Here is a 2,893-nt window from a genome sequence, read left to right on the forward strand (position 1 = left end):
GGGCGAGGTCCAGGGCGCGGCCGAGGTCCCCGGCGGCTTCGGTCTGCTCCGCACGCTCCACGAGGCCGCGGGCGAACGTGATGTCCACGCGGTCCTGGGACGCCGCGGCGAGGTCCTTGCGAGCCGCTTCCAAAGCCCGTCGCACGGCCACGGGTGACGCGGCGGCGATTGGGGCTCGGTCCAGCGCCTGTCCGCAGGCGTCGCAGGCGGTCCGCCCGTCGGGGACCTCCGATTCGCACAGGGAGCAGCGCGGCATTCTACCGACCGGGTCGATTCTCCCCTGTACAGGAGAGGAGGGACGTCCGTCGCGATGGCGGGGTTTCTCGTATAAAAGAAGCGACCTCGATATCGGGGACGATAACGATTTGGCCCTCCTGTACTGGCCCGACCCGCAACATTCGCCGTCGTCCGAAAACCTTCAAGTAGGCCTGCCCGCATCGGACGGCGGCCCGACCGCCCCCCACGGGACGGTCCGGGAGGTCATCGGTTGGCGACGCGCAAGGGGCCCTCCCTCGTCGGGATGGCCGTGGTGGATCCGGACGGGATCGAGCTCGGGTACGTGTCCGCGGAGGAGGAGAACTTCCTCGTGATCGGGGAAGGGACGGAAGGCATCCTCCGCCTGGGAAAGCGGTACCTGGGTTCCGTGGCGGACAAGGTCCTGCTCAAGGGCCCCCTGGTCGAGGTACTCGCCGGCCTCAACGTCGTGGACGACGAGGGCGAGTTCGTCGGGGTCGTCAAGGACACCGTGGAGGCCGAGGACGTGCTCGACTCCCTGATCATCGAGGACGAGCAGGGGGAGATGCTCACCGTGCTCATGGAGGACGTCCGGTCCATCGATGAATGGGTCGAGCTCAGCGTCTCGGGGGACTCGATCGGCAGCTAGGGCGTCGGGCGGTCCTCCGGGGTGAGGAAGAACACGCCGAGCCCGATCCAGATGAGCAGGAGGATGAGGACGAGGATCCCGCCCACGTGCCAGATCAGGTTCACCAGGATGAGGACGAGGGGCAGGACGAACGCGACGATGATCGAGACCGGGACGCGCGCCATGGGGCCGAGCGACTCGATGACCTCGTGCCCTTAAAGGTTTACTAAGGCCGGATTTCGCAGCCTTTAAGAAACCGGAGGCCCGCGGAATCGCAGGACGGCCTACGCTTCACTCTCGCCGTTCGCCAGCACGCCGCGTCGTAAGGCCCAGCACCTTCCATTCTTCCGGCCGTCGCGTCGGCTCAGGGGAATGGACGCGTCAAAGAACCACAAACAAAACGTAGGGAAGCGCGTCCAGCAGGAAGTGGATGAGTACAGGACCCGCGACGTTCCTGGCTCTCGATCGCACGTAGGCGCCGGCCAAGAGGATGGACAGGGGGAAGACGTTGACCGCCAAGAGGAGGAGCGTGTGGGCCGGCGAGAAGGAATACGCGGCCAGATAATAGGGGACGTGGTAGAGGGTGAATAGGAGGGAACTGAGGAGGATGGCGGGAACGGCTTGGAGAAGGCCGCTCGGGTGCGCGGGCATCAGGCGGTCGAGAAGGAAACCACGGCCGAACGCCTCCTCGACGACCGCTACCGGGAAGAAGGCGTCCACGACAAGGTAGTAGGGGTACCACCCCGGTATTGTCCCGCCTCCCGAGGGCGGTGCGGTATAGGATGCGACCATCAGCGTGAGGACGCTGACGACCGCGTACACGGGGAACAGTCCGATACTCCAGAGCAGGCTGCGACGGGCGCCTTGGCTCCGGAACCCGAGGCCGACGAAGATCTCCCGGACCGACCGTCTCCGCTCGACCCACACCTCGTAGCCGATGAGGGCGAGCAGGAGCGGTCCGTATCCTAGCGCGGCATTCGCGAGCAACCGGGCGACCACGTCGAGGGTGAGTTGCTGCGGCAGTGGCCCTCCCGACGTTTGGACGAGTGCAGCAACCGCGATGAAGTACGCCAACACAACCAACGAGACCGCGAGAGGCCCTTTCACCTCCCCGAATCGCCTCGGTTTCGGGGCCCTACTAGCGTCGGCGCTCACCCCTGCCACGGAGGTCGCGTATCGTGTCATCGCTGCATACGCTTTCCGGCCGCGTCGGCTCGGGGGACGCGCAGCCTACCGGGCCTGATTCCGCGACAGGAGTGCTCGTCCCCCTTCAGCAGAGTACGTACCGAGGCCTCATCTCTTCGTGTTCGAGTGCGCCCCCGGGCGAGGACCGTGGCGAAGAAGGATCTTCCGAAGGCCTTGCAGGACCTGTATTTTCCGAGCGCGAAGGAGCCGGTCTTCGTGGACGTGCCCGCGATGCAGTTCGCGATGGTCGATGGCGTCGGCGATCCGAATTCGTCGAAGGGGTTCCAGGAGGCAATCGGCGCCCTGTACGGCGTCGCGTACACGGCCAAGTTCGCCGCGAAGAAGACGGGGATCCGAGACGTGCTCGTGATGCCCCTCGAAGGCCTGTTCTGGACGGAGGGCTCGGACACGTTCCTCCCGGCGGACAAGGGGCAATGGCACTGGACCCTCATGCTCATGGAGCCCGCCGCGGTCACGCGCAAGCTGTTCGACGGGAGCGTGCGCGCGCTTCGGGAACGGAAGAATCCGCCCGGGCTGTCCCGCGTCCGCCTCGAGCGGTTTCGGGAGGGCAAGGCGGCCCAGATCCTCTACGTGGGTCCGTACTCCGCGGAGCAGCCCACGATCGAGCGCCTGCACGCGTTCATCCGGGAGAACGGCTACCGGCTCTCGGGCAAGCACCACGAGATCTACATGGGCGACCCGCGCCGGAACGCCCCGGAGAAGCTGAAAACCGTGATCCGGCAGCCCGCATCCCGGTGACGCCAGACCCCGTTTCCGGACAACGACGCCACGTGCCGCGCAGTCCGTTCCACGGGCGTTCAATAAGGGGGAAATACCCCTACGACC

At 66.2% G+C, this 2,893-nt stretch carries 4 protein-coding genes; 2 read left to right on the forward strand and 2 right to left on the reverse strand.

The window, feature by feature from the left end; all coding sequences use genetic code 11:
• The first annotated feature begins 487 nt into the window (after positions 1-487).
• On the forward strand, positions 488-883 hold the full coding sequence (locus tag VEY12_12745) for a hypothetical protein (protein HYM40988.1): 396 nt from the start codon (positions 488-490) through the stop codon (positions 881-883).
• Here VEY12_12745 and VEY12_12750 read toward each other — a convergent pair.
• Positions 880-1,047, reverse strand: coding sequence for a hypothetical protein (locus VEY12_12750; protein ID HYM40989.1), 168 nt, complete (start codon positions 1,045-1,047; stop codon positions 880-882). The genes VEY12_12745 and VEY12_12750 overlap by 4 nt on opposite strands.
• Before the next feature lie 196 nt (positions 1,048-1,243).
• Complete coding sequence (locus VEY12_12755; protein HYM40990.1) at positions 1,244-1,969, reverse strand: CPBP family intramembrane glutamic endopeptidase; 726 nt, start codon at positions 1,967-1,969, stop codon at positions 1,244-1,246.
• A gap of 225 nt (positions 1,970-2,194) precedes the next feature.
• Between VEY12_12755 and VEY12_12760 the strand changes: the two genes are divergently transcribed.
• Positions 2,195-2,806 (forward strand): GyrI-like domain-containing protein, encoded by a 612-nt coding sequence (locus tag VEY12_12760; GenBank protein ID HYM40991.1) that lies wholly within the window; start codon positions 2,195-2,197, stop codon positions 2,804-2,806.
• Positions 2,807-2,893 lie beyond the last annotated feature (87 nt).

It is taken from the genome of Thermoplasmata archaeon (assembly GCA_035632695.1).
Classification (GTDB): Archaea; Thermoplasmatota; Thermoplasmata; order RBG-16-68-12; family RBG-16-68-12; genus RBG-16-68-12.

Coding starts and splice junctions, on each gene's coding strand:
- VEY12_12750 (HYM40989.1), bottom strand. CDS start 1,047: ATGGCGCGCGTCCCGGTCTCGATCATCGTCGCGTTCGTCCTGCCCCTC.